Here is a 25477-nt window from a genome sequence, read left to right on the forward strand (position 1 = left end):
TCGGCGGTGACCTCAACCATCCGGACGGCACGCCGTCCCAAGTACCCGTTCCTGGCCGGGCTCGGCTCGCTCGCCGTACTGACGCTGCTCCCGGCGCTCCCCGCCGAGGCCGCACCGGCGGACGACGCATCACCATCGGCCACCGGGTTCACCTCGCCCCGTGAGGTGACGGCCGCCGAGCGCAGGACCGCCGCGTATCTCAACGCCTCGCAGGGCAGGCCCCAGCGGCTGAAGGCCTTCTTCAAGGCGCTGCCGAAGGGCGGCGACCTCCACAACCACCTGTCGGGTGCGGCCTCGACGGAGTATCTGATCCAGCTCGCGATCGAGCGGGGCCTGTGCATCGACGCGACGATGACGGCCATCGCGCCGCCGTGCGGTACGGGCACGCGGCCCGCCGCCGACGCGCGGACGGACGCGGACTTCCGGCAGCAGATCATCCGGGCCTGGTCCATGCAGGACTTCCCGGCCGACCAGTCCGGGCACGACCACTTCTTCGACACGTTCGGCAAGTTCGGCCTGGCGACGTGGGACCGGGGCAAGCTGCTGGCCAATGTGGCCAACACCGTGGTGAAGCAGAACCAGTTCTATCTGGAGACCATGGTCACCCCGGCCTCGGACAGTGCGAAGAAGCTTGCCGACGCGGTGGGTTATGACGCCGACCTGGCCGCCTTCCACCGCAAGCTCCTGGCCGGCGGTCAGCTCGACCGGGTCGTGGACGAAGCGGTCCAGGAGGCCGACGACGCCAACGCGCAGTTCCGGGCGACCGCGCACTGCGACACCGCCCGCCCCGACCCGGGCTGCCGGCTGCCCGTCCGCTGGATCTCCCAGGTCTCCCGGGGCAGCTCCCCGGCCCGGGTGTTCACGCAGATGGCGATCGGCATGCGGCTGGCCGAGCGCGATCCGAGGTTCGTCGCGGTCAACCTCGTACAGCCGGAGGACTGGGACAGCTCGTTGAGCAACTACAGCCTCCAGATGCGGATGCTGCAGTACCTGCGCGGCCAGTACCCGGACGCCCACCTCACCCTGCACGCCGGTGAGCTGGCCCCCGGCCTGGTCAAGCCCGAGGACCTGACCTTCCACATCCGCGAGGCGGTCCTCGTCGCCGGCGCCGAACGCGTCGGCCACGGCGTCGACCTGGTCCACGAGGACGACTGGCGGCAGCTCGCCCGGACCATGGCACGGCGCCAGGTCGCGGTCGAGGTCCCCTTCTCCAGCAACAAGCAGATCCTCGGCATCGCGGGCGCCGACCACCCGTTCAACGCCTACCGCCGCTACGGCGTCCCCGTGGTCCTGTCCACCGACGACCCGGGTGTCTCGCGGATCGACATCAGCCACGAGTACCAGTACGCCGCCCAGACGTACGACCTCGGCTACACCGCGCTGAAGGACCTGGCCCGCGCCTCGCTGGAGTACGCCTTCCGCGACGGGCGCAGCCTGTGGGCCACCGGCTCCGCCCCCTCCGGGTATCGGCCGGTCCCGGCCTGTGCCGGCAGCCGGCCCGGCGGAGACCGGCCGAGCGCGCGCTGCGGCCGCTACCTCGCCGACAACCCGAAGGCCGCGACCCAGTGGCGTCAGGAGACGGCCTTCGCCGCCTTCGAGCGTGACCACGCCGGGCGCCACTGACACGGGACCGACCGGAACAGAGGGTGCGGGGCCGTGGGCCCCGCACCCTTACGCGTTTGCCACCGGCCGGTACGTGCACACCTGCACGCCCGTGCCGCTGGTGACGTGCGAGACCAGTTCCAGTGTGCGCAGCCCGCCGTCCTCCGGGAAGATCGACTTACCGCCGCCGAGCAGCACCGGCATGATCACGAGCCGGAGTTCGTCGACGAGTCCCTCGCTCAGCAGGCTGCGTACGAGGGTGGGGCTGCCCATGACGAGCAGGTCGCCGCCGTCCTTCTCCCGGAGTTCCTGGATCCGTCCCGCGAACTTCTCGCCGGGGATGCGCACGGTGTTGTTCCACGTCAGGTCGTCGTCGCCCAGGGTGTCGGTCACGACGTACTTCTCGATCGCGTTCATCCGGTCGGCGAAGGGGTCTCCGGCCCGCTCGGGCCATGCCGCGGCCATCGTCTGCCAGGTGCGGCGGCCGAACAACAGGGCTTCGGCCCCGTTCATCGAGTCGTTGAACGAGCCGCCCACCACCTCCGGGTCGAAGAACGGGTGCGACCAGCCGCCGTGGGCGAAGCCGCCGTCCGTGTCCTCCTCCGCCCCGCCCGGGGCCTGCACGACGCCGTCCAGGCTGATGAACTCGCTGATGACGATGCGCATGTGGCTGTCTCCTCGTGGACCGGTGTTTCAGGTGTACGGGAAGTGAGACTGCCACGCTGCCCGGAAGTCATCGCGGACCAGCGCGGCGATTGCGGGGGAATGGCCCGGCCTGGCGCGAACGGACGGTCAGGGCCGGGGCCGGGGCCTGCAACAGGAGTGGGTCCGGCAACAGTTGCCGGTAGTTCCTTGCCGCCAAACGGTGTTGATGCCTGTACGCAACACGTGGATCCTTCATGCCGACGGACACACCGATTCTGGAGGCACATCCATGAGACCGACCCGCGCCGCCCTGCTGATCGCCGCAACGGCGCTGACGCCCGCTCTCCTCTTCACCGCACCGGCCTTCGCCACCGACGCATCCCCTGCGACCACGTCCGTCACGTCCACCACGCCCGTCACAACCACGCCGGCCACGGCCTGCCCGGCCGTCCCGTCCGACGCCGGCACTCCGGTCGACGAGATGACGGAGGACGAACTCCGGGCCGCGATCCAGGACATCCTCGCGGACGAGAACGCCGGCAAGGGCGTCCTGCGCGAGGCGAACGAGGCCCTGGGCGGCACGGTGGACGCCATGCGCGCCTTCCTGGAGACGGGCTGCCGCACGGCCCAGGCCGAGGACGACACCGTCTCCGTCGTCCGCATCCTCAACGTCGCCACCCAGAACGGCGACAAGAGGGTGATCCAGGAGGCCAACGACCTCCTCGACGCCCGCACCCCCGAAGCCCTGCGGACCTTCCTGGAGACGGGGTACGCCCTGGCCCAGGCCGAGGACGACTCCGTCGCGATCGTCCGCATCCTCGGCGTCGCCACGAAGAACGGCGACAAGAGGGTGATCCGGGAGGTCAACGAAACCCTCGACGCCAACACCCCCGAAGCCCTGAGCTACTTCCGGTGGACCGGGTACCGGCTCGCCCAGGCCGAGGACGACTCGGTGTATATCGTCCGCATGCTCACGGACCCGAACATCAGCGACGCCATGTACGACGCGATCCAGGCTGTCCTCGACGACGGCAGCCCGGAGGCCCTGCGGCAGTTCCGGACGGTCGGCCAGTACGAGATCGACGGCTGATCGCAGCCCTCAGAGGCGGCCCGCCGAGGCTGGCGCCGCAAGGCGCCCCTCGGCCGGGCCCGCCCCGGTCCGGGCCACCGCTAGAAGCCGCCGCCGCCGAAGTCACCGCCCCCGCCGAAGCCTCCGCCGTCACCGAAGCCGCCGCCTCCCCCGTCGCCGAAGCCGGACGAGTCGAAGTCGGAGCCGGAGAAGTCACCGCCGGAGTAGTCACCGCCGCCGTAGTCACCGCCGCCGTACTCCGCCGCGTACGCCGGGGTGGAGAGCATCGAGCCGAGCATCGTGCCGACCAGCAGGCCCGGGAGCAGGCCACCGCCGAAGTAACCGCCCGCCCAGGGGCCGTAGGCCGGGCCGGCCTCCCAGTACGGGCGCCTGCTGCCGTCGCCCATGTCCACGGTGCGGCTCATCGGGTCCTCGCCATTGCGCAGCCGTACCTCGTCGGCGCCGCAGACGGGGACCTCGCGGGCCGTGCCGCCCGAAGGGGTCCAGCGGACGTCGGCGACCGAGGGGCCGTGGCGCGGGTCGAAGAAGCAGGGCGGCCTGCGGGCCGGGAGTTCACCGCCGGTGCGGCGGGCGTCCAGGACGGCGAGCGAGTAGCGCCCGTCCTCCAGCGCCTGGGTCACCCCGCGCACGTCGGAGGGGTGCTCGGCGTGCTCCATCCGGGATTTCGCGCTCTCGTAGGAGTCGAGAGCGCGTTCGTAGTCGGCGCGCATCGTGTCGTCGGCGCCCGGCTCCGCGGGGTGGAAGTCGAGCCGCTCCAGATTTTCCCCGTATGCCGTGATGTCCTCGTCGACGACGACCCGGAGCTTGTCGAGGGCGGCCTGTTCCTCGGCCTCCTTGCGCTTGCGGTTGCGGCGCACCATCGTGTAGGCGCCCGCGCCGCCGATGACGACCACCGCGCCGACCGCGATCAGGCCCGCCGTGGCCGAGCTGCTGCCGGAGGAGGAGGTGCCGCCCCAGGAGCTGGGGGCGCTGCCCCGGGCCTGTTCGACGGCCCGGTCGACGAAGGCGTTCAGCTGGGTCGCGGCGGAGGTGTCCGCGCCGGGGGCCTTCACGGCCGCGGTGAGGTTCCGGACCGCCTGCTGCGACATCACCTGCGGGTCGGCGCCCGCGTTGAAGCCGTCGCCGAGGCGGACGGCGTAGACGCCGGTGATCCCGGTGTCGGTGCGCAGGGTGCGCAGCACACTGTCGGCGGGGAAGGCGGAGCTCTGCGGCAGCACGGCCACGAGGACCGGCTTGTCGGCGTCCTTGATCTTCTTCGTCAGGGCGTCGGCCTGCCCCCGGGAGAGCTGGCCGGCCGCTGCCGGATCGACGTACACGGGGCCCTTGCGCAGGGCCTGGGCGACCTCGTCGACGGTGGAGGCGCCGGTCGCGGCCGGTGCGGCGGGGGCCAGGAGCAGGGCGGCCGCCGACAGCAGGAGAAGGAGTCCCGCCAGGAGCGCCGGGACCAGGAAATTCTGGAACGCTCTGTTCCGCATACTTCGAAGCTAACCCAAACGGGTGAGAAATGCGTTGCGGGCGGGCGGCCGCCGCCGCCCGCCCGCGTTGCCTCAGGCGGCCCGGTACGCCGCCCGCAGCTTCGCCACGGCACCGGTCAGGTCACCGGTGAGCAGCAGGTGGTCGGCGTCCGCGAACGGCTTGGAGACCGCCTCCGAAAGCTTCCCGTTGATCTTCTGCTGGACCAGCAGCCGGGCCTGGCCGACGATGGTGCGGCCCACGTCCGTCCGGCCGAGGCCGGTCTTCTCCGCGACCTGGGCGGCCACCGCGAGTGCGCCGAGCGTGAGCTCGCCGCCGGCCGGGGGCTTCTTCAGGGTGCTGAGGCCCCAGCCGTACGGGAACTGCGGGTCGTACGCCGCGTCGCCCACGTTGATCGGCAGCTGTGCCTCGGACTTCGGCCAGGTCACCGGCAGCTGACCGGTGAAGGCGCGCTTGCCGTAGAGCACGTCGGCCACGCCGTCGCCCTCGGTGCCCGGCAGCCAGGAGGCGACCAGGGCGTCGATGCCGTCGAGCCGGTCGCCGATGAGCTGCGGGCGGCCCGAGACGATCAGGACGGCGCACTTCATCGCGGCGCAGACCTTGTCGACCGCGGCCTTGTCGGCGGCGGACAGTTCCAGGTCGTGGCCGTTGCCGACGTCGCCGATGCCCTCGGCGTAGGGGGTCTCGCCGACGACCACGACACCGACGTCGTAACCGTCCGTGGCGGCCGATGCGTCCTTGGAGTACGTGACCGAGTCGGCGTCCTTCTTCATGGCCGACAGGATCGTGGTGCCCGGGGTGATGTTGCCGGACGAGCCCTGCCAGCTGACGGTCCAGCCGCCGGCCTGGTTGCCGATGTCGTCGGCGTTGGAGCCGGCGACGTACACCTTCTGCGTGGATTTCAGCGGCAGCACGCCGCCGTCGTTCTTCAGCAGCACCTGGGACTCGGCGGCAGCCTCGCGGGCCACGGCGCGGTGCTCGGCCGAGCCGACCTTGTCGAGGTTGGTGGTGTCGGCATACGGCTTCTCGAACAGGCCCAGCTTGAACTTCTGCGTCAGGATGCGGCTCACCGCGTCATCGATCCGGGCCTGCGTGATGCGGCCCGCGGTGACCTCGTCCTGGAGCGTCTTCGTGAAGTCCTTGTACGCCGTCGGCACCATGATCATGTCGAGGCCGGCGTTGACCGAGGTGCGGACGTCGCTCGCGTAGTCGCCTGGGATCTGGTCGATGGCCTGCCAGTCGCTGATGACGAAGCCGTCGAAGCCCATCCGGTCCTTGAGCACGCCGTTGATCATCGCGGCGTTGGCGTGCATCTTCACCGGGCCCTCGTCGTCGCCGAGGATGTCGAGCGAGGAGTACGACGGCATGACCGTGCCGACCCCGCGCTTGACGGCGTCGTCGAACGGGGCGAGGTGGACGGCTTCGAGTTCCTGCCGGGTGACCTTGGTGACGCCCTGGTCGATGGGGTACGAACCGGTGGTGGATGAGCCGTACTCCGTACCGCCGTCGCCGACGTAGTGCTTGGCGGTGGCCAGCACCTTGTCGTTGCGGTCCAGGTCCTTGCCGGAGGCCGCTCCCTGCATGCCCTGGATCACGGTCTCCAGGGACTCGACGAGCGCCGGGTCCTCGCCGTACGCCTCGTAGGCGCGGCCCCAGCGGTCGTCGCGCGAGACGCAGAGGCAGGGGGCGAAGTCCCACGGGATGCCGGTGGCGCGCACCTCGTTCGCGGTGACGGCGCCGGTCTTCTCGACGGTCCTCGGGTCGCGGGTCGCGCCCAGGCCGACGTTGTGCGGCATGATCGTCGAGCCGATCACGTTGTTGTGGCCGTGGACCGCGTCCACGCCGTAGATCAGCGGGATCTGGAAGCGGGTCGCCTGGGCGCGCAGCTGGTAGCCGTCGACCATCTTGGCCCAGGCCGCCGCCGTGTTGGGCGTGGGGACGGAGCCGCCGCCGGAGAGCAGCGAGCCGAGGTCGTACGTGGCGATGTCGCCCTGTGAGGAGAGCGCGTTGCGCTCGGCCTGCGTCATCTGGCCCGCCTTCTCGGCGGGCGACATCCGGGCGAGCAGGTCGGCGACCCGCTGCTTCACCGGCAGTTTCGGGTTCTGGTAGGGCAGCCCGTGGGCGTCGATGACGACCTGCGGGTTCTCCTTCGGCGGCTTGGCGCCGGTGACGGTGAGTTCGAGCGGAACCGTCTTGGCGGAGGCGGCGCCGGTGATCTTCTTCGTGGTGACGGAGACCCGGTGCGTGGTGCCGGAGGCGGTGCCCGCGGGGAAGGTGTACGTGCCGCTGACCGGGGTGTAGTCGGCGCCGGAGGCCGCGGTGCCGCCCTTGGTCTCGTACGCGACGGTCACGGGCTCGTCCAGCGGAAGCGAACCGGTGGTGGCGACGGAGAGGTCGATGCCGGCGGTGGCGCCCTGCTTGACGGGATGCACGGCCGCGTCGGTGACGACGCTCGCCTTCAGGGCGGCGTCCGCCTTGCCGTACAGCTCCATGCCGTCGATGGCGAACGTGCCGGGGCCGCCGGGCGGCAGGGTGAGGGCGTAGCCCCACATCTCGTCGAGGCCGAGGACCTGGTCGATGCCGCCGACGGGCTGGTAGTCGCCGCGGTAGGTGAAGTCGGCGAACGGGATCTCGACCTGGTGCCAGCCCTCCCAGTCGTCGGTGAAGGAGGTGGTCCAGAGCTCGGAGGCCTCGCCGTGGGCGCCGCCGTCCTTGATCTCGAAGCTGATCTTCCTGCCCGAACCGGGCGGCAGGGGCGCGGTGTTCTGGCCGTACCACCAGAAGCGGATGCCCTTGTGGGCGGACCAGTCGTGGGCGGGCTGGTCGGCGGCGTAGTCGTGGCTGAGGCCGCCGTAGCCGCTGATGTCGTAGGTGCCTTCGAGGACCTTGGCGCCCTCGGGGGCGTCCGCGCGTTCCTTCAGCGCCAGGGTGGGCGGGTCGTCGGCGTCGCCGCCCCAGGTGAAGATGCCCTCGGCGGGCTGGGTCGCGAAGGGGACCTCGCCCTCGAAGCGGTCGATGGCGACCGGGGCCGGTTCGTCGGCCGCGGCGGGCGCCGCCGCGCTGGGGACGGCGCCGGCGAGCAGGCCGGCGAGGACGGTCGCGGCGGCCAGTGCGGCGGTCGCGGGTCTCGCCCGGTGACGGGTGCGGGGTGGCATGTGCGGCTCCTCGGTGCGGTGACCGCGCGCGGCACAGCGGGGTGCGGGTGCTGATGCTGTGCCGCGCGCGGGGTGCGGGTGTGACCTGGAGGTGCGGGGGGGGTGGCCTGCTACTTCTGGGGGTCGTGGTCCGGTTACTTCTTCTGCTCGACGCGGACCCAGTCGATCTCCGCCTTGACGCCGCCCTGTGCGATGCGGTCGACGCTGGACTGCGGAAGACCCCAGTAGGGGGTGGTGACCTTGTTCCAGCCGGCGGGGTACGCGCCGCCGAGGGCCAGGTTGAGGATCACGTACTGGTTGTGGTCGAAGACCCACTGGCCGCGGGTGGATTCCAGCTTCTGGCGGGAGGTCGTCTGGACGACCCGGTCGTCGACGGTGAACGTCATGCCCTCGGGCGTCCACTCGACGCCGTAGGTGTGCCATTCGTCGGCGCGGCCGCCGTTCGGGTAGGTCTGCTGCTTGCCGATGTTGCCGTCGGCCGAGTACCCGGGGCCGTGCAGGGCGGAGCTGGTCCAGTCGCCGTAGCCGATGTTCTCCATGATGTCCGTCTCGCCGGAGCCGGGCCAGGAGACGGACGGGTCGTCGACGTTGCTGCCGAGCATCCAGAAGGCGGGCCAGAAGCCGTCGCCGACCGGGAGCTTCATACGGGCGCTGACCTTGCCGTAGGTGAAGTCGAACTTGGTGTTGGTGTCGACCCGGCCGGAGGTGAAGTCGAAGGTTCCGTTGGGCGTGGGGGTGCACGCCTTGCAGTACTTCGACTCCAGGACGAGGGCGCCGTTCTCGGTGCGGATGTTGTCCGTCGAGTCGACGTAGGCCTGCGATTCGCCGTTGACGGGGCCCATCTCCGTACCGGTGCGCACCACCCGCCACTTGGAGCGGTCCAGGCCCGAGGCGGTGAAGTCGTCGAAGAACGTGGTGCTGTACGCGCCGCCCGGGTCCTTGGGCAGGGCCGGGTAGGCGGCGTCCGCGCTGCCTCCGGTGCCCCAGACCTGCAACTCGTAGAGCGAGTAGCCGAACTGGGCGGTGGACGGTGCGGGGTTGTAGAAGGAGCGGCGTTCCACGCCGAGCATCCGGACGTAGCGGCCGGTCGCCGGGGTGGGCAGGGTGACGGTGTCATGGCGTCCGGCGGCCTCCCCCGGCGCCTTCACGTCGGCGCGGCGGGCGGCGACGTCGGCGGCTGAGGGCTGGTAGACGGTGCGCCAGGTGCGGTTGTCGTCGGAGACCTGGATGCGGTAGTCGACGGCGTACGCCGCCTCCCAATACAGGTCGACCGTGTCGATGGTGGAGGTGGCGCCGAGATCGACGCCGACCCAGCGGTCCGCGTTCCAGTCGCTGGACCAGCGCGACTGGTCCGCCTTGAGGTCGGCCGGCCAGCCGCCGTCGGTGACGAACGCCGGTGAATTGCCCGCGTGCTGGTAGAGGTTGCCGTACGCGGGGTGGTTCAGGGCGAGGTTGGTGCGGGTCGTGGAGGCCGGGGCCTGCTCCCCTCCGTACACCTTGAAGGAGTACAGGGAGTAGCCCCAGGCGGTGGCGCGCTGGATGCCGCGCATCCGGACGTAGCGGCCGGTGACCTCCTGCGGGTAGGTGTGCGCGGTGACGCTGCCGCCGGTGCCGTCGTCCTCGGTGTAGAAGGCGGTCCAGTCGGTGCCGTTCTTCGACACCTCCAGGACGTACTTCTTGCCGTAGGCGGCCTCCCAGTCCAGGGTGACCTGGCTGATCCGGATGGTGGAGCCGAGGTCGACCCGGATCCAGGCGTCGTCGGCGGCGTTGCTGGACCAGCGGGTGGTGCCGTTGCCGTCCGCGGCGGCTCCCGGTCCGGTGGCGTCGTTCTCGCTGCCGGACGCGGTGACGGATCCGGGGTCGGCGGCGTGGGCGGCGGCCGCCCGGTCGGTGTCCCAGGCCGCGGCCTGCGCCGCCGGCCGGGGGGCGGCCGGAGCGGCGAAGGCCATGGGGGCGGCGAGGGCGATCAGTGCGGCGGTGGTGGCTGCCAGAGTCGTACGAGAGGGCACGGTGGGGCTCCCGTTCGTATCCTTGAGGGCTGCGCGGGCGCGGCCGGGCAGGCCCTACGCGTTGCGGGTGAGGTGGATGGTGTCGCGGTACCACTTGGCGCTGTCCTTGAGTGTCCGCACCTGCGTGTCGTAGTCGACGCGGACGATGCCGAATCGCTTGTCGTAGCCGTAGGACCACTCGAAGTTGTCCATCAGCGACCAGGCGAAGTACCCCCGGACGTCGGCCCCTTGTGCGCGGGCATCGGCGACGGCGGCGATGTGGTCGGCGAGATAGGTGGTGCGGTCGGCGTCGTGGATCTCGCCGTCCGCGGAGACGGTGTCGTCGAAGGCGGCACCGTTCTCGGTGATGACCGTCGGGAGGCCGTAGTCCTTCTCCAGACGGACCAGCAGGTCGGTGAGGGCGCTGGGGGTGATCTCCCAGTCCATGGCGGTACGGGGCAGCTCGCGCTCGACGACGCGGGTGACGGGCAGTCCTTCGGTGTCCGTCGTCGCGCCGTCCTCGGTCACACCGGAGAACAGCGTGCCGCGGTAGAAGTTGACGCCGAGGACGTCCAGCGGGGTGGAGATGATCTCCAGGTCGCCGTCCTGGACGGGGAGTTCGATGCCCTGGGCGGCGAGGTCGGTGACGATGTCCTCGGGGTAGGCGCCCTTGACGACCGGGTCCAGGTAGAGCCGGGCGCCGAGTCCGTCGGCGCGGCGGGCCGCCTCGGCGTCCTCGTGGCTGTCGGTCTCGGGGGTGGCGGTGCCCAGGTTGAGGGTGATGCCGAGTTCGAGGTCGTTGCCTCGGGCGGCGGCCTGCTCCCGCATGTACTGCGAGGCGAGGCCGTGGCCGAGCAGCAGGTGGTGGACGGCGTGGATCGCCTCGCCGAAGTTCTTCCGGCCGGGAGCCTGGTTACCGTACGCGTACCCCAGCATCGCCGAGCACCACGGCTCGTTCAGCGTGGTCCAGTGCTTCACCCGGTCGCCCAGGGCGTCGTAGGCGAGGGCGGCGTACTCGGCGAAGCGGTAGGCGGTGTCGCGGGCCGGCCAGCCGCCGGCGTCCTCCAGCTCCTGCGGGAGGTCCCAGTGGTAGAGGGTGATCCACGGGGTGACGCCCTTGGCGTCCAGCTCGTCGACCAGACGCTTGTAGAAGTCCAGTCCCTTCGGATTGGCGGGGCCCCGGCCGCCGGGCTGGATGCGGGGCCAGGCCAGCGAGAAGCGGTAGGTGTCGACGCCCAGGTCGGCGATCAGCTGCACGTCCTCGGGCATCCGGTGGTAGTGGTCACAGGCCACGTCGCCGTTCTCGCCGCGCACGACCATGCCCGGCACCCCGCAGTACGTGTCCCAGATCGACGGCGTTCTGCCGTCCTCGGCCGCCGCTCCCTCGATCTGGTACGCGGCTGTGGCGACGCCCCAGCGGAAATCGGCGGGCAGACCGGGTACGGCCTGGGCGGCGATCTCGCGGGCGTAGGCCTGGGGGATGACGGGATTCATGGTTCTCCTGTGGTGTGCGTGGCGTACGTCGCTACGGGCGGGCGACTGCGGGGGCCGGGGCTTCCTTGTGGAGCCAGCAGGCCACGGAGCGGGAGCCGTCGCTCCCGTCCGGCGCCGCGAGCACCGGGACGTGGGTGTCGCAGCCGTCGACCTTCTTGGCGCAGCGGGGGTGGAAGGCGCAGCCGGCCGGCATCGCGGACAGGTGCGGGGGCGAGCCGGGGATGCCGCTGAGCTCGCGGCGGGGGCCGTGCAGGGCGGGGAAGGAGTGCAGCAGTCCGTCGCTGTACGGGTGGCGGGGGTCGCGGTAGATGTCGGACGCGCCGGCCTCCTCGACGATCCGTCCGCCGTACATGATCGCGATCCGGTCGGAGAACTCGATGAGGAGGGAGATGTCGTGCGTGATGAAGACGACGGAGAAGCCGAGTTCCTCACGGAGCTTGACCAGCTGGCGCAGGATCTGGCGCTGCATGACGACGTCGAGCGCCGTCGTGGGCTCGTCCATGATGACGATCTCGGGTTCCAGGGCGAGGGCCATCGCGATCATCACGCGCTGGCGCATGCCGCCGGAGAGCTGGTGCGGGTAGGCACCGAGCCGGTCGGCGGAGATCCCGACCAGGCCGAGCAGTTCCTTGGCCCGTGCGGTGCGTTCGCTCTTCTTCATCTCCGGGCGGTGCGCCTGGAGTACGTCGGTGAGCTGGCTGTGGACCGTGTGCACCGGGTTGAGGGAGTTCATCGCGCCCTGGAAGACGATCGACAGCTCCTGCCAGCGGAAGGCGCGCAGTTCGGGCGCGGACAGGGTCAGCAGGTCGAGCGCCTGGCCGTCGCGCTGGTGGTAGTGGACCTCGCCGCCGGTGATCACACCGGGCGGGGAGAGCAGCCGGGTGACGGCGTAGGCCAGGGTGGACTTGCCGGAGCCCGACTCGCCCGCGAGGCCGAGGACTTCGCCGCGGTGCAGGGTGAGGTCGATGTCGCGCAGCGCGTGCACGGCGTCCGCGCCGGTCCCGTAGTCCACGTTGAGGCCGCTGATGGTGAGGACGGGCTCGCTCATGGGCGGGGCTCCTTCTTGGACGTGCCGGTACGGGCCACGGGGGTGAAGCCGACGCGCATGCGGACCTTCCGGGAGCCGCCGGTCTCGGTGCGCAGGCGCGGGTTGACGAACTCGTCGATGCCGAAGTTGATGAGGGCGAGCGACATGCCGAGCAGGGCGATGCAGAGCCCGGCGGGGACGAACCACCACCACGCGCCCTGGGCGAGGGCCTGGTTGGACTGCGCCCAGAACAGGACGGTCCCCCAGTTCCAGTTGGAGATGTCGGCGACGCCGATGAAGGCGAGGGTGATCTCCGAGAGGATCGCGAAGATGACGGTGCCGACGAAGCCGGAGGCGATGACGGCGGTCAGGTTGGGGAGCACCTCGAAGAGGATGATCCGCCAGGTCGACTCGCCGGTGGCGCGGGCCGCCTCGATGTAGTCCCGGCGGCGCAGGGAGAGCGTCTGGGCGCGCAGCACCCGCGCTCCCCAGGCCCAGGAGGTCAGGGCGATGACGGCGGCGATCAGCAGGTCACCGGTGTCGGAGACGAAGCTGGCGATGATGATGATCAGCGGCAGTCCGGGGATGACCAGGAAGACATTGGAGAGCAGCGAGAGCACCTCGTCGGCGGTGCCGCCGAGGAAGCCGGCGCTGACGCCGATCAGCACGGAGAGGGCCGTGGCGAGGATGCCGGCGATGAAGCCGACGACGAGGACGCCGCGGGTGCCGACGAGGATCTGCGAGAGCACGTCCTGACCGGTCTGCGTGGTGCCGAACCAGTGCGAGCCGGACGGCGGCTGGAGCAGTTCGTTGCTCATCGTGTCGGGGTCGTACGGGGCGATCCAGGGGCCGATGACGGCGATCAGTACGAAGAACAGCAGGATGCCGAGTCCGATGACAGTCTTGCGGCCGCGCAGGAAGCGGAACTTGCGCTTGCCCGCTGCGGGGGTCTCGGTCGCGTCGAGTACGGCGACCTCGGTTGCGGTGACGGCCATGAGCCCTACGCCTCCCTTCGGGTACGGGGGTCGAGGAGCATGTAGAGGACGTCCGCGAGGAGGTTCGCGGCGAGGACGGAGAGCGTGATGATCAGGAAGACACCCTGCATCAGGGGGTAGTCCTTGGCTCCGACGCCCTGGAAGAGCTGGTAGCCGATGCCCGGGTAGGAGAAGACCATCTCCACCAGGAGCGTGCCGCCGACGATGAAGCCGAGCGAGAGGGCGAAGCCGGAGATGTTGGGGAGGATCGCGTTGCGTGCGGCGTATCCGAACATCACCCGGCGCTCGGAGAGCCCCTTGGCCTGGGCGACCATGACGTAGTCCTCGCTCGACACCGTCACCATCATGTTGCGCATGCCGAGGATCCAGCCGGCCACGGCGCTGAGCACGATCGTGAGGCCGGGCAGCACACCGTGGTAGAGCGCGCTGGAGATGAACGGCCAGTCGAAGGCGGGCACCAGCGAGTTGTCATAGCCGCCGGCGGCCGGGAAGAGCGGCCACTTCACGGCGAACAGCGAGATGGCGATGAGGCCGAGCCAGAAGTACGGGATGGCGGAGATGAACGTGGTGACGGGCAGCAGGCTGTCCATCCAGGAGCCGCGCCGCCAGCCGGTGAAGACCCCGATGCCGGTACCGAGCACGAAGCTGATCAGTGTGGTGATGCCGACGAGCGCGAGCGTCCACGGCAGCGACTGGGCGATGACCTCGCTCACCGGCGTCGGGAAGAAGGTGAACGACAGACCGAGGTCCCCGTCGAGCAGATGGCTCCAGTAGTCGGTGTACTGCTGCCAGAGCGACTGGTGCTTGTCCAGGCCGAACAGGGCCTTGAGCGAGGCGATGGCGCTGGTGTCCAGCTGGCCCTGGAAGCGGGCGATGAGGGACTGCACCGGGTCGCCGGGCATCAGGCGCGGGATGAAGAAGTTGATGGTGATCGCGGCCCACGCGGTGACCAGGTAGAAGGCGAGCCGTTGGAGCAGGTACTTCACTTCGCAGCCTCCTTCTCGTGGTCGTCGGTGGTGTTGGCGTCGCCGTTGGTCCCGTCGTACAGCCAGCAGGCGGCCCACTGGCCGTCGGCGAGGTCGAAGCGCGGCGGCAGTTCGGTGCGGCAGCGCTCCATCGCCTTGGGGCAGCGGGGGTGGAACCGGCAGCCGGCCGGCGGGTCGATGAGCGACGGGGGCTCGCCGCTGCCGGTCTCCTCCTGCTCCTCCTCGTCGACGACCCGGTCCGGGTCGGGCGCCGAGGCGATCAGCAGCTGGGTGTAGGGGTGGGCGGGGCGCTGGGTGACGGTCTCGCTGTCACCGCCCTCGACGATCCGGCCCGCGTACATGACGAGCGTGGAGTCCGCGAAGTAGCGGGCGGACGCGATGTCGTGGGTGATGTAGAGGATCGCGAGGTGCATGCGGTCCTTGAGGTCCTTGAGCAGGTTGAGCACCCCGAGCCGGATCGACACGTCCAGCATCGAGACGGGCTCGTCGGCGAGGAGGACCTGGGGGTCGGCGCCGAGCGCGCGGGCGATGGCCACGCGCTGGCGCTGACCTCCCGACAGCTCGTGCGGGAACTTGTCCAGATACTGATGAGGAGGAGTCAGCTGGACGCGGTTCAGCAGAGCGGTCAGGTTCTCTTCCAGTTCCGCCTCGCCGCTGCCCGCCCTGCCGTGGATCCTCAGGGCGCGGGTGAGGTGGTAGCGCACGGTGTGCACCGGGTTCAGCGAGGCGAACGGGTCCTGGAAGATGAGCTGGACCCGGCGTACGTAACTGCGGAAGGACCGGCCACGTCCGGCCTTCACCGCCTGTCCGCCCAGATGGATCTCGCCCTCGGTGAGCGGATACAACTGGGCGAGCAGCCTGGCGACGGTGGACTTCCCGGAGCCGGACTCCCCCACCAGTGCCGTGACGGTGCCGCGCCGCAGTTGCAGCGAGACGTCGTCGACGGCGTGGACGCTGCGACGCTTGCCCGCGAGGAGATCGCGGCCGGTGCGCCGCACGGCGAAGTGCTTGGTGACTCCGCGTGCTTCGAGCACGACGTGGTTCTTCTCTGTCTGTTCAGACATGGCCGGTACCTGGATCCCTGTCCTACTTGGACGGCTTGAGCTTCAGCACGACTTCCAGCGCCGAGCGCTGGGTGTGCTGCGGGTCGGCGTACGGGTCGGCCTCGGTGGGCCAGCCCACCCAGTTCTTGGTGGAGTACTCGGCCCCGATGGGCGCGGCCGCGGTCGGGATCATCGGCGCCTGCTCGACCATGATCTTCTGCAGGGTGTTCATCGCCGCGGTGCGGGCGGTGTCGGTCGTGGCCTGGGCGAAGTCCTTCAGCGCCTCGGTCGCCTCGGTGCTCTTGAAGCGGCCGAAGTTACCGAGCTGGGAGGCCTTGCCGATGGGCTGGAGCAGGGCGCCGTCCATGATGTTCTGGTACATGTCGTACGGGGTCGCGCCGCTGTTGGTCCAGTGCAGGGTGGCGTCGAAGTTGCCGTTGGCGACGTCCGCGCCCCAGGCCTCGGCGGTCTGCGTCTTGACCTTGGCCTCGATGCCGATCTTCTTGATGTTGTCCTTGATGATCGCGAGACCGGTGATGTAGTCGTTCCAGCCGGCCGGGTCGGTGAACGTGAGCTTCACGGCCTTGCCGCTCGGGTCCTTCAGCACACCGCCGCTGAGCGTGAAGCCGGCCTTCTCCAGGACCTTCTTGGCGCCCTCGACGTCGGGCTTGGTGGTGGCGCTCTTGTACTCGGGTGCGATGAAGGACTCACCGGCGGGCAGCGGGATGCCGGTCGGGTTGGTGATCTCCGGGTAGAGCGTCGCCTCGGCCTGGGTGTAGATGGCGCTGCGGTCGACGACCATCGCCATGGCCTTGCGCAGCGCCGGGTTGTCGAACGGCTTGCGGGTGGTGTTGAACCACAGTCCGTGGATGCCGAGACCGGAGGGGAACCACAGCTTGTGGTTCTTGGGGTCCTTGGAGATGAACAGCTGCTTGTAGTTCGGCATGAAGACGAACGACCACTCCAGCTTGCCGCTGGCCAGCGCGGTGGTGGCGGCGCTGTTGTCGTTGTAGGTGCTGTAGCGCAGCTCCTTGACCTTCGTCTCACCCTTCCAGTACGTGGGCGTGGCGGTCAGCGTGGTGGTCTGCGGGGTGAACGTCTTGAGCTTGTACGGGCCCGAGCCGACGGGGGTGCGGTTGGGCCAGGTCTCCGGGTTCTTGACGCCTTCCCAGATGTGCTTGGGCACGACGAACTGCTGGATGATCTTGTTCTGGTTGACGTACTGCGAGTCCTCGAAGGTCAGGACGACCTTGTTGCCCTGGACCTTCACGCCGTCGTACGCGATGCCGTCGCCGTTGAGCGCCGGGTGCTTCTTCAGCAGGTTGAAGGTGAACGCCACGTCCTCCGCGGTCACCGGCTTGCCGTCGGCCCACTTCGCCTTGTCGTTCAGGGTGAAGGTGACCTTGGTGAAGTTGAGGTCCCACGTCCAGTTCGACGCCAGCCACGGGTCGGCCTTGGCGGTGGGCCGGATCTGGCTCACCATCGCCAGCGGCTCGTAGATCATGAAGCGGTAGCCGAGGGTGGCACCGGCCGAGGTGTTCAGGAACGGGTTGCTGTTGTTCGTCTGCGGCCCGTCCGGCTTGCCGATGTTCAGGACGCCGGAGGCGCCGCTGCCGCTCTTGTTGTGGTTCGAGTTGGCTGACGAGCATCCGGCGGCGAGCGCGACCACCGCGGTGGCGAGCGCGACCGCTCTGAGCGTGTGGTGACGGCGTGCGGACATGGCGACTCCAGGAGGGACTGGCGGGTCTGGGAGATCCGGGAACGGGCAGCGCTCGGCGCGCCGGGTACGGACGGTGCGGGTGCGTACAGGCGGTACGGGCGGTACGGGTGCGTGCGGGGCCGGGCCCGCAGCGCTAGGGCGCCGAGTGGCGCACGACCAGTTCGGTGGGCAGCACGACCGGTGCGTCGGGTACGGGCGTGCCGCCGAGGTGGGAGAGAAGCATCCGTGCGGCCGTCTCACCCATCTGCCGGGTGGGCTGGCGCACGGTGGTCAGGGGCGGTTCGGTGTGCTCGGCCATCGGGATGTCGTCGAATCCGACCACCGCGATGTCGCCGGGCACGGTCCGCCCGGCGGCGCGCAGCGCCCGCAGCACGCCTGCCGCGGTGATGTCGTTGTGCGCGAAGACCGAGTCGAACTCGACGCCGGAGGCGAGGAGTTGCTCGACGGCCTGGCGGCCGCAGAGCTCGGTGAAGTCCCCGCGGACGACGAGGTCGGTGGGCAGGACGGAGACGAATCCCTCCAGCCGGTCGCGTACGCAGCCGAAGTCCTGCGGGCCCGTGATGACCAGGGGCCTGGTGCGGCCGGCAGCCCGCAGATGGCGGGCGGCCGACGCGCCTCCTTCGTGGTTGGTGGTCACGACGGAGGGGAACTCGGGGTGGTGGCCGCGATCGTCGATCAGCACGATCGGCAGGCCACCGCGGTGCAGTGCGGTGAGGTGGTCCATGGTGTTCTCGGGTTCGACGACGACCAGTCCGTCGAAGGCCCGCGCCGACACCTGGCTGGTGAAGCGCTCCACGGACTCGGCCCCGCGGTTGCAGGTGAAGAGCAACAGCCCGTAGTCGGCGGCTTCGACGGTGTCGACGACACCCTGAAGCACCTCGCCCATCCACGGCCAGGTCAGCGAGGGCACCAGCATGCCGACCGTACGGCTGCTGCCGCGGGCCAGACCGACGGCGCCCGAACTGGGTACGTAGCCGAGCTGTGCGATCACTTCACGAACACGGGCGGCCGTCGAACCGTCCACTTCACCCTTGGTGTTGATGACCCGGGAGACGGTCGTCTTGCTGACGCCGGCCTCGCGGGCGACATCAGCGATGGTGACACGCATCGGGGGCCTCCAGGACACAACAGGACAGAGCGAACGAACAGCTGTGGAACCGGTACCGCAACCGGTTCCGGAACCGGTACCGGCGTTGGTGGCGTGAGTTAACCCCGCCGGAACAGAGCCGTCAATACTTCACGTCGAGATTGGTCCGTACCCATCTCAGAGGTGGCCTGGAACGCGCTTGTGTTCAAGTTCTGAACACGCAAACTCTTGACGTGGGCACGTAAGAGCAGTTCACTCCCGTCTCGTCCGACGGCACGTCCCCCACGCTCCCGCCGAGGAAGGCATCAGCCATGATCCGATCAGGAAGGGCGGCGAGGGCGCTGCTCGCCGCAGTGCTCGCCACCGCCGGTCTCACCGGGCTCTCCTCCGGTACCGCACAGGCCGCGGGCGAGACGGTGAACATCGCCCTGACCACCACCGATGACTCCGGCGGCCGTCATGTCACCCGGGGCCTGGAGGCCCAGACCCCGGTCGCGTTCGGGGCCGGGAACGGGGGCGGCGGTACGAACATCACGGTCGACGAGAACACCCGCTACCAGACCTTCACCGGCGGCGGCGCCTCGTTCACCGACACCGCCGCGTACCTGATGAGGAGCAGCGGGGCGCTGAGCCAGGCGACCCGGGACGCCACGATGAAGAAGCTGTTCTCCCCCACGGAGGGCATCGGGCTGTCGTTCGTACGCAATCCGATGGGCGGTTCGGACCTGGCGCGGTACGGCTACACCTACGACGACGTGCCTGCCGGGCAGAGCGACCCGTCGCTCGCGAACTTCTCGATCGCACACGATCTGGAGGACGTGCTGCCGCTGACGAAACAGGCCAGGCAGCTCAACCCGGCGCTGACGACGGTGGCTTCCCCGTGGACTGCGCCGGCCTGGATGAAGGACAACGGGCAGCTGAACGGCGGCTGGCTGAAGGCGGAGAACTACGGCGCCTACGCCGACTACTTCGTGAAGTACCTCCAGGCCTACCGGGACCAGGGCGTTCCGGTCGACTACGTCACCGCGCAGAACGAGCCGACGTGCTGTTCGGGCTATCCGTCGATGAGCTGGAACGGCTCCGGTCTCGCCTACTTCACCAAGAGCGAGCTGCTGCCGAAGCTGGCCTCCGCCGGCCTGGCCACCAAGGTGCTGGCGCACGACTGGAACTGGGACACCTACGACGCGTACGCCGCGGCCACCGTGGACGACGCGGCCGTGCGCAACCACCCCAACTTCGGCGGGGTGGCCTGGCACGGGTACGGCGGTGACATCGCCAAGCAGACGACGGTGCACAACCAGTACCCGACGATGGACGCGTTCCAGACCGAGCACTCGGGCGGCACCTGGATCGCCGACCAGCAGCGCGAAGACATGATGAACATCATCGATTACACCCGCAACTGGGCGAAGTCGGTGACCAAGTGGTCCCTGGCGGTCGACCAGAACCGCGGCCCGCACAACGGCGGCTGCGGCACCTGCGACGGGCTGATCACCGTGCACAACGGGGACGGCAGGAGTGGACAGGTCGACTACAACATCGAGTACTACACGATGGGTCACCTGACCAAGTTCGTCCGCCCCGGCGCCTCCCGGATCTCCTCCACGGCCGGCTCCACCGTGCCCAATGTCGCCTGGCGCAACCCGGACGGATCGAAGGCGCTGATCGCGTACAACGGCGGCGGCTCGGCCCAGCAGCTGACGGTCAACTGGGGCGGCAGCACGTTCACTTACTCGCTGCCCGCCCGCACGTCGGCGACCTTCACCTGGGCGGGCACGCAGTCGGGATCGGAGTCCGCATCGGGCGCCCTGTCCGGCCCCGGCGGCAAGTGCCTCGACGCGACGGGCAACACCGGCGCCGACGGCACACCCGTCCAGCTCTGGGACTGCACCGGGGCCGCCAACCAGCGCTGGACGGTGCAGGGCGACGGCTCCATCCGTACGCTCGGCGCCTGCCTGGACGTGACCTCGGGCTCGACGGCGAACGGCGCGAAGGTCCAGCTGTACACCTGCAACGGCTCCGCGGCGCAGCGCTGGACGTACAACGCTTCAACGGGCGACGTCGTCAACACGGCCGCGGACAAGTGCCTGGACGTGACCGACCAGTCGACGGCGAACGGGGCCCGCACCCAGATCTGGACGTGCACGGGGGCGGCCAACCAGAAGTGGCACCTCGGGTAGCCGACGCGTGCACGGCGGCCGCGGACCGGGCCCGGTCCGTGGCCGTCGTGCGCCCGCCCTACTCCGTCGGCTCGATGCCGGCGCGCAGCAGCCCGAAGGTGTACGCGTCCTCCAGGGCCTGCCAGGACGCGGCGATGATGTTCTCGGCTACGCCCACGGTCGACCAGTCGGCGGAGCCGTCACCGGTCGTGATCAGGACGCGGGTGGTGGAGTCGGTGCCGGTGCGGCCCTCCAGGATGCGGACCTTGTAGTCCACCAGCTCCAGCTTGGCGAGCTGCGGGTAGATCCGTTCCAGGGCGACGCGCAGTGCCCGGTCGAGCGCGTTGACCGGGCCGTTACCCTCGGCGGTGGCGACGATGCGCTCGCCCTTGGCCCACAGCTTCACGGTCGCCTCGTTGGCGTGCGTGCCGTCGGGGCGGTCCTCGACGATCGCGCGCCAGGACTCGATGCGGAAGTACCGGCGTACCCGGCCCTCGGCCTCGGCGCGCAGCAGCAGTTCGAAGGAGGCGTCGGCCGCCTCGTAGGTGTAGCCCCTGAGCTCGCGCTCCTTGACCCGCTCGACGACCCGGCCGACGAGCTCGCGGTCGCCCCCGAGGTCGACGCCCAGCTCCTGGCTCTTGAGCTCGATGGAGGCGCGGCCCGCCATGTCGGAGACGAGCATCCGCATGGTGTTGCCGACCAGCGACGGGTCGATGTGCTGGTACAGGTCCGGGTCGACCTTGATCGCGGAGGCGTGCAGCCCGGCCTTGTGCGCGAACGCCGAGACGCCGACGTAGGGCTGGTGGGTGGAGGGCGTGAGGTTGACGACCTCGGCGATGGCGTGCGAGATGCGGGTCATGTCGGCGAGCGCGCCCTCGGGCAGGACGGTCTTGCCGTACTTGAGCTCCAGTGCGGCGACGACGGGGAAGAGGTTGGCGTTGCCGACCCGCTCGCCGTAGCCGTTGGCGGTGCACTGGACGTGCGTGGCGCCGGCGTCGACGGCGGCCAGGGTGTTGGCGACGGCGCAGCCGGTGTCGTCCTGGGCGTGGATGCCGAGGCGGGCGCCGGTGTCGGCGAGGACGGTGGAGACGACGGCCTGGACCTGGGCGGGGAGCATCCCGCCGTTGGTGTCGCAGAGGATGACGACGTCGGCGCCGGCCCCGGACGCGGCCTTGACGACGGCCTTGGCGTACTCGGGGTTGGCGCGGTATCCGTCGAAGAAGTGCTCGCAGTCGACGAAGACCCTGCGTCCCTGGGCGACCAGGTGGGAGACGGTGTCGCGCACCATCTCCAGGTTCTCCTCCAGCGTGGTGCGCAGGGCGAGCTCCACGTGGCGGTCGTGCGACTTGGCAACCAGGGTGATCACCGGGGCGCCCGACTCCAGCAGCGCCTTGACCTGCGGGTCCTCGGCCGCCTTGCCGCCCGCCCTGCGGGTGGCGCCGAAGGCGACCAGCTCGGCGTTCCGGAACTCGATCTCCTGCTGGGCGCGCGCGAAGAACTCGGTGTCGCGGGGATTGGCTCCCGGCCAGCCGCCCTCGATGAAACCGACGCCGAAATCGTCCAGGTGCCGGGCGATGGTCAGCTTGTCCGCGACCGTCAGGTTGATGCCTTCACGCTGGGCACCGTCGCGCAGCGTGGTGTCGAAGACATGGAAACTGTCGTCGGTGGGCTTGGCCTTGGTGGTCATGCTGGTCTGACTCCTGTCGGATGAGTGGATCCGGACGATCTGACTCCACTTGCCCCCATCATCCCGCGCGCCTCGTCCCGGCCGGTGGTGAGGGCCGGAAAACAAAAAACCCCTCGCGGGTGCGAGAGGTCTGCGCGCGGGTCTGGGGCACGGTGGCCGTGCCGTACATGGTGGTACGGGACGGTCACTGCGGACCGGCGCGCCTGTTGCCGATAATCATGACGAACGAGGACACGGAAGCAGTCTGGCACAGGACCGCCTCCGTGCCCCGCCCTGTCTCAGGATGCGGGCGTGACGCTCGTCGCTCCGGCGGGCTGTGCCTTCTCCCCCGCCCGCCGTGCGGCGACCCGGTTCAGATCGATGTCACGGGTCTCGCGCATCGTCAGATAGACGACCAGGGAGACGGCGGCGCAGCCGGCCACGTACCAGTAGAAGCCGGACTCCGCGCCGGCGTTCTTGAACCACAGCGCCACGTATTCGGCGGTGCCGCCGAAGAGCGCGTTGGCGACGGCGTACGAGAGACCGACGCCCAGGGCGCGGATGTTGGTCGGGAAGAGCTCGGCCTTCACGCAGGCGTTGATGGAGGTGTAGCCGGTGATCACGACCAGGGCGAGCAGCGCCAGGCCGAGTGCGGGCCAGAAGGTGTCGGCGTGCTTGAGCATCGTCATGATCGGCACGGTCAGGAAGGTCGAGCCGACGGCGAAGGTGATCAGCAGCGGGCGGCGGCCGATCCGGTCGGACAGCATTCCGGCCAGCGGCTGGATGCACATGAAGACGAACAACGCGCAGAAGCTGACGAGCGAGGCGGTGGACTTCTCCATGCCGGCGCTCTTGGAGAGGAACTTCGTGAGGTAGGTCGTGTACGTGTAGTAGGCGACGGTGCCGCCCATCGTCAGGGCCATCACCAGGAACGCCTCGCGCCGGTGCTGCCACAGCACCTTCAGCGTGCCCCGGTCCTGCTGTTCGGCGGCGCCGGAGTCGGCGTACACCTCGGTCTCCAGCATGGAGCGGCGCAGGTAGAAGACGATGCCCGCGCCGAGCGCGCCGACGACGAACGGGATGCGCCAGCCCCAGCTGTGCAGCGCCTCCTCCGACATGTTGCGCTGCAGGAAGATCTGGAGGCCGAGACCGACGAGCTGTCCGGCGGTCATGGACACGTACTGGAAGCTGGAGGCGAAGCCGCGCTTCTCGGGGGCGGAGGCCTCGGTGAGGTACGTGGCGCTGGCCGCGTACTCGCCGCCGACGGACAGCCCCTGGAGCAGCCGGGCGACCATCAGTACGGCGACGCCGCCGTATCCGGCGACGTCGTAGGTCGGCGCGATCGCGATGAGGACCGCGGAGGCCGACATGAGGGTGACGGTCAGGGTGAGCGCGGCCTTGCGGCCCTTGCGGTCACCGATCCGGCCGAGCAGCCAGCCGCCGACCGGCCGCATGAAGAAGCCGACGGCGAAGATGCCCATGGTGTTCATGAGGTTGGCGGTCTCGTTGCCTTCGGGGAAGAACGAGTCCGCGAAGTACACCGCGAAGGTCGCGTACACGAACCAGTCGAACCACTCGACCATGTTGCCGGCGGAGCCGACCCAGATTTTCTTCCACTGCTCTCGTCCCATGGTTGGTCACCGTGCCCGAAACGGCGGAAGTCCAACAAGGGTGCAGGCCGCAACGATCGCGCGTACTTACGTACGTTGCGTTCACGAGTGGGTGACGTCAGCCGGCCACGGCCAGCGTCTCCTCGATGAACTCCCCCACACGCTCCAGCACTTGGTCCCGCCCGGTCCCGGGAAGACCGACGGCCACATGGACGCTGAAGCCGTCCAGCAGGGCGCGCAGCCGGGTCGCGTAGCGCTCGGCGTCGACCCGGCGCAGCTCCCCGCGCGAGCCGCCCTCGGCGAGCAGCGCCACCAGGTCGCGGTGCCAGGCACCCTCGATGGCGGCCTGCCGGGCGCGCGCGTCCTCGTCGGCGTCGCGCGAGCGGTTCCAGACCTCCAGCCAGAGCGTCCAGTGCGGGTCGCGGTGACCGGCGGGGAGGTAGAGACCGATGTACGCGTCGAGCCGCTCGCGGACCGTGCCGGGCCGGGACAGCAGCCGGCGCCGCTCGGCCCCGAGCCGGTTCTCGCTCCACTCCAGCGTCTGGAGCAGCAGTTCGTCCTTGGTGCGGAAGTAGTAGAGGAGATGGCCGCTGCTCATGCCGACCTCGCGGCCGAGCCCGGCCATCGTGAGGCCGTCGAGGCCGCGTTCGGCCACGGTGGCCATGACGGCGGCGAGCACGTCCTCGCGGGGCGGGGCGGTGTTGCGGCGGCGCGGGGCGGTGGGCACGGTTCAGACCTTCGGCTGCTGCTGGGTGATGCAGTGGATGCCGCCGCCCCCGGCGAAGATGGCACGGGCGTCGACGAGTGTCACCGTACGGCCCGGGAAGAGCCGGCGGAAAATCCCGGCGGCGAGCTCGTCGCGCGGGTCGCCGAAGGCGCACAGGACGACGCCGCCGTTGCAGAGGTAGTGGTTGATGTAGGAGTAGTCGACCCACTCGCCGCCGGCCCGCAGCACGGTGGGCGCCAGGACCTCCACCACCTCCAGCGGCCGCCCCTTCGCGTCGGTGGCGGCGCGCAGGATGCGGACGGTCTCCCGGGTGACCTCGTGGTCGGGGTGGGCCGGGTCCGGCTGGACGTGGGCGACGACGGTGCCGGGGCGGGCGAAGGCGGCGACGATGTCGACATGGCCGAGTGTGCCGTACGTGCCGTAGTCGCCGGACAGGCCCCGGGGCAGCCAGATGGCCTTCTCGGTTCCCAGGCGGGCATGGATCTCGGCCTCGACCTCCTCGCGGCTCCGGCCGGGGTTGCGTTCCTGGCCGAGCTGGACGGTCTCCGTGAGCAGGACGGTGCCCTCGCCGTCGACATGGATGGCGCCGCCCTCGTTGACCAGGGGCGAGCTGTGCACGGGGACGCCGGCGAGCTCGGCGACGGAGCGCGCGATGTGCCGGTCGCGCTCCCAGCGGGCCCAGCCCTGGGCGCCCCATCCGTTGAACGTCCAGTCGACGGCGGCCAGTTCGCGGCCGTCGGTGACGAAGGTGGGGCCGATGTCGCGCATCCAGGCATCGTCGAGCGGGCGCACCGCCAGCTCGACGTCCGGGCCGAGCAGGGCGCGGGCGCTGTCCTCCTGGCCGGGGCCGACGACCATCGTGACGGGTTCGAAGCGGCGGACGGCGTGGGCGACGGCGGCCCAGGCGCGGCGGGCCTCTTCGAGTTCGGCGGTGGAGGCGAAGGTGGGGTTGGGGCCCGGCCAGGCCATCCAGGTGCGTTCGTGCGGGGCCCATTCGGGCGGCATGCGGA

General features: G+C 70.1%; 18 protein-coding genes. 3 read left to right on the forward strand and 15 right to left on the reverse strand.

All coding sequences use genetic code 11. The annotated features are described in order from the left end of the window. Positions 1 to 6: 6 nt before the first annotated feature. Entirely contained in the window at positions 7 to 1623 is a 1617-nt protein-coding gene (locus tag OG912_RS07420; protein WP_327708686.1) for an adenosine deaminase family protein, read from the forward strand. 48 nt (positions 1624 to 1671) lie between these two features. Here OG912_RS07420 and OG912_RS07425 read toward each other — a convergent pair whose 3' ends face one another. Continuing rightward, entirely contained in the window at positions 1672 to 2268 is a 597-nt protein-coding gene (locus OG912_RS07425) for a dihydrofolate reductase family protein (protein ID WP_327708687.1), read from the reverse strand. Between the two features lie 268 nt (positions 2269 to 2536). Between OG912_RS07425 and OG912_RS07430 the strand changes: the two genes are divergently transcribed. Continuing rightward, a complete protein-coding gene (locus OG912_RS07430; RefSeq protein WP_327708688.1) occupies positions 2537 to 3337 on the forward strand; it encodes an ALF repeat-containing protein in 801 nt (266 codons plus the stop codon). 80 nt (positions 3338 to 3417) lie between these two features. On the opposite strand, the gene OG912_RS07435 is transcribed toward OG912_RS07430, so the two are convergent. The 10 genes from OG912_RS07435 to OG912_RS07480 form a co-directional block, all read right to left on the reverse strand. Next, positions 3418 to 4812 carry a hypothetical protein gene (locus OG912_RS07435; protein ID WP_327708689.1) on the reverse strand — a complete coding sequence of 465 codons (1395 nt, stop codon included), beginning with the start codon at positions 4810 to 4812 and terminating at the stop codon, positions 3418 to 3420. 72 nt (positions 4813 to 4884) lie between these two features. Further along, positions 4885 to 7965 (reverse strand): glycoside hydrolase family 3 protein, encoded by a 3081-nt coding sequence (locus OG912_RS07440; protein WP_327708690.1) that lies wholly within the window; start codon positions 7963 to 7965, stop codon positions 4885 to 4887. 134 nt (positions 7966 to 8099) lie between these two features. Further along, complete coding sequence (locus tag OG912_RS07445; RefSeq protein ID WP_327708691.1) at positions 8100 to 9974, reverse strand: discoidin domain-containing protein; 1875 nt, start codon at positions 9972 to 9974, stop codon at positions 8100 to 8102. Positions 9975 to 10028: 54 nt separating this feature from the next. Next, positions 10029 to 11447: a GH1 family beta-glucosidase gene (locus OG912_RS07450; RefSeq protein WP_327708692.1), complete on the reverse strand. Its 1419-nt coding sequence runs from the start codon at positions 11445 to 11447 to the stop codon at positions 10029 to 10031. 31 nt (positions 11448 to 11478) lie between these two features. After that, positions 11479 to 12495: an ABC transporter ATP-binding protein gene (locus tag OG912_RS07455; protein ID WP_327708693.1), complete on the reverse strand. Its 1017-nt coding sequence runs from the start codon at positions 12493 to 12495 to the stop codon at positions 11479 to 11481. Further along, on the reverse strand, positions 12492 to 13469 hold the full coding sequence (locus OG912_RS07460; RefSeq protein WP_327708694.1) for an ABC transporter permease: 978 nt from the start codon (positions 13467 to 13469) through the stop codon (positions 12492 to 12494). The genes OG912_RS07455 and OG912_RS07460 overlap by 4 nt, the downstream gene beginning before the upstream one ends. A 5-nt stretch (positions 13470 to 13474) precedes the next feature. Continuing rightward, positions 13475 to 14455 (reverse strand): ABC transporter permease, encoded by a 981-nt coding sequence (locus OG912_RS07465; protein WP_326738940.1) that lies wholly within the window; start codon positions 14453 to 14455, stop codon positions 13475 to 13477. Further along, a complete protein-coding gene (locus OG912_RS07470) occupies positions 14452 to 15519 on the reverse strand; it encodes an ABC transporter ATP-binding protein (RefSeq protein ID WP_327708695.1) in 1068 nt (355 codons plus the stop codon). The genes OG912_RS07465 and OG912_RS07470 overlap by 4 nt, the downstream gene beginning before the upstream one ends. Positions 15520 to 15541: 22 nt before the next feature. Beyond that, a complete protein-coding gene (locus OG912_RS07475) occupies positions 15542 to 17218 on the reverse strand; it encodes an ABC transporter substrate-binding protein (protein WP_327708696.1) in 1677 nt (558 codons plus the stop codon). 133 nt (positions 17219 to 17351) lie between these two features. Next, positions 17352 to 18326 carry a LacI family DNA-binding transcriptional regulator gene (locus tag OG912_RS07480; protein WP_326738937.1) on the reverse strand — a complete coding sequence of 325 codons (975 nt, stop codon included), beginning with the start codon at positions 18324 to 18326 and terminating at the stop codon, positions 17352 to 17354. 290 nt (positions 18327 to 18616) lie between these two features. On the opposite strand from OG912_RS07480, the gene OG912_RS07485 reads away from it, so the two are divergent. Continuing rightward, complete coding sequence (locus OG912_RS07485; protein WP_327708697.1) at positions 18617 to 20485, forward strand: ricin-type beta-trefoil lectin domain protein; 1869 nt, start codon at positions 18617 to 18619, stop codon at positions 20483 to 20485. A gap of 58 nt (positions 20486 to 20543) precedes the next feature. On the opposite strand, the gene cimA is transcribed toward OG912_RS07485, so the two are convergent. The 4 genes from cimA to OG912_RS07505 all read right to left on the reverse strand — a co-directional run bounded on the left by cimA (position 20544) and on the right by OG912_RS07505 (position 25472). Beyond that, complete coding sequence (gene cimA, locus OG912_RS07490; protein WP_326738935.1) at positions 20544 to 22151, reverse strand: citramalate synthase; 1608 nt, start codon at positions 22149 to 22151, stop codon at positions 20544 to 20546. A gap of 278 nt (positions 22152 to 22429) precedes the next feature. Then, positions 22430 to 23761: an MFS transporter gene (locus OG912_RS07495; protein WP_327708698.1), complete on the reverse strand. Its 1332-nt coding sequence runs from the start codon at positions 23759 to 23761 to the stop codon at positions 22430 to 22432. Between the two features lie 97 nt (positions 23762 to 23858). Beyond that, positions 23859 to 24467 carry a TetR/AcrR family transcriptional regulator gene (locus tag OG912_RS07500; RefSeq protein ID WP_327708699.1) on the reverse strand — a complete coding sequence of 203 codons (609 nt, stop codon included), beginning with the start codon at positions 24465 to 24467 and terminating at the stop codon, positions 23859 to 23861. Positions 24468 to 24470: 3 nt separating this feature from the next. Then, positions 24471 to 25472: an agmatine deiminase family protein gene (locus OG912_RS07505; RefSeq protein ID WP_327713362.1), complete on the reverse strand. Its 1002-nt coding sequence runs from the start codon at positions 25470 to 25472 to the stop codon at positions 24471 to 24473. Positions 25473 to 25477 lie beyond the last annotated feature (5 nt).

The organism is Streptomyces sp. NBC_00464, assembly GCF_036013915.1.
In the GTDB taxonomy this organism is placed as follows: domain Bacteria; phylum Actinomycetota; class Actinomycetes; order Streptomycetales; family Streptomycetaceae; genus Streptomyces.